This window comes from Bacteroides sp. D22, from assembly GCF_000163675.1.
Taxonomy (GTDB): domain Bacteria; phylum Bacteroidota; class Bacteroidia; order Bacteroidales; family Bacteroidaceae; genus Bacteroides; species Bacteroides xylanisolvens.
Genome location: NZ_GG774852.1, coordinates 1 through 1943 on the forward strand (window position 1 = coordinate 1; position 1943 = coordinate 1943).

Annotated in this window: 1 protein-coding gene and 1 pseudogene; one reads left to right on the forward strand and one right to left on the reverse strand. The window is 38.1% G+C overall.

Going from position 1 to position 1943, the window contains the following annotated elements; all coding sequences use genetic code 11:
• Nucleotides 1-302: 302 nt before the first annotated feature.
• The gene (locus HMPREF0106_RS00180; RefSeq protein WP_008645115.1) at nt 303-1376 is read right to left on the reverse strand and encodes an IS110 family transposase; all 1074 of its coding nucleotides are present in this window, start codon (nt 1374-1376) and stop codon (nt 303-305) included.
• Nucleotides 1377-1736: 360 nt separating this feature from the next.
• Here HMPREF0106_RS00180 and HMPREF0106_RS00175 point away from each other — a divergent pair.
• Nucleotides 1737-1943: pseudogene (locus HMPREF0106_RS00175) on the forward strand (hypothetical protein); the annotation flags it as partial.

Consider the following 1943-nt stretch of genomic DNA (forward strand, 5'->3'; position numbering starts at 1 on the left):
GCTAAATATAAATTGCTACTTTTGTCGTAGTTTACTTTCGAGCGATGAAGGTAACTTTTTAATATTTTTATTGAGAACGGTTATTTGTTACATTCATATATAAAATCCGCTAAATTTTAACTTTCGTGAATGGAATGAGTGACAAGTCTCGCGCACTTTTGTCTGTATAACCTTGTTATATACTCAGTTGGGCGTGGGGCTATCATTCATGTTCACGAAAGGGGTCTTAGCGGATACCTATATATGGCATGAATAGATAGTTTCCACGTATTCTATGCTAATATCCTAATCTCTTATTCCGTTTAACAATAAATTAACTTCTCGTTCTTTTTCCTTTCTATAACTTCTCGTTCTTCATAATATTTGTATGTATTTTGATCATATGGTACTTTCTTCCTGACTAATGCCACTATGATTCTTATGAGTTTGTTCTTGACATTATTTAAAGCCACTTGAGGCTTCTTTCCCTTACTAATCAGTCTTTGATAGTAATCTCTAATTTCGGGATTATATATTTTGGCTATATGAGCTGCTTGTCCTAATAATGATTTAATAAGTTTATTGGCGAAATGGCTTGTATGAGCAGGTGTATTTACACTCGTTCCGGATTGTTTACCAAAGGGGGCAACTCCATAATAGCATGCAATCTTTCTTGGGTCATATCCGAATTTTTTGAAGTTGTTTGTGTAGACCAACATACAGGTTGCGTTTTGCCTGGCTACGCCTTTTATTGAGGTTATAATAGCATAATTTTCTTTCAGTTCCTCATCCGCCTCTATTATGCTATCAATGGCCTTATCGCATTCGGCAATTGTTTTGTTTATCTCCGCAATAAGGTGTTTGCTCTTGCGGTTGATGAAGGATATTGCTTTTGACTTGTTTGATTGTGATTTGTCCTCTTTTCGTAATTCCATTGCCACTCTTTGCCCAACTAGCTTATGCCTATAGAGGAAAATCTCCCTTAGTTGCGCAAGGGATTCATTCAATGGTTCAAAGGGTACAACCTTGTCCTGTTGCCTCCATGCGTATTCAGCAATGATTGCTGAGTCCGCCTTATCGTTTTTCACACGCTGGATACCACTGCTATGTTTTATGGCGTAAGCGTTCTCAATCCATATGTCATAGCCTTTTCCGTAAAGCCATTTGCTCAGTCCTATACTACATGAACCTGTGTCTTCTCCACAGAATAGCCATTCCTCAGCAATTGTATTCCAAGCGTTTGTTTTAACCCAATTACATAACTTGCGGTAGCCCGTAGTGTTATTTGGGAAACACCCATACTCACGGGAGCCTATTTCGTTCATTCCACATGCGAGAATTATCGTCGCGTCAAGTTTCTCCTTTGAAAAATCAATTCCAATAAATAATTTTTTCATATTTTTGCTGTACTTTTCTAAGACTGGTAAAAGCTGTTTGAACTCTAAACTCTAAATAGGCTCGCAACCTTGATATTCTATCGGAGCTTTGCAGCTTGGCGGAGAGAGGCCGTTACGTGGGCTAGCCTCAAGTGCTTTCTCTTTTATGGTGTCCTCTTCCCGCCTATCAGTCTTTATCTTAATACAACAAAGATAATAAGACTGATATTTTCCTGATAAGATGCGGAGGTAATTATTCGTCTCGCTTGACTTTTTTAAAATAAATTTCCGACCTCTTATCTATTAACTGCAAACTTAGAGCTCTTTCTTTTTTATAAACCCTCGCACCATCGGGAACTGATGCGGTAAATAACGCAACCTATGTACGGAGACTTTAATCGCATTGTTGTTCAGTTGGTTCAGCATCCTGTCATGCACAAACCTCTCTCGGATTTAACCTATACGGAATGTGAACTGGCCTATGCTTTGATAAGAGAATTGATTGATTTGTCGACTGAAGGTGATTATACTTTATTGGACTATATCCAAATGGCTCGTCTGGAGTATTATCTGGGTGAGTTGTCTTGT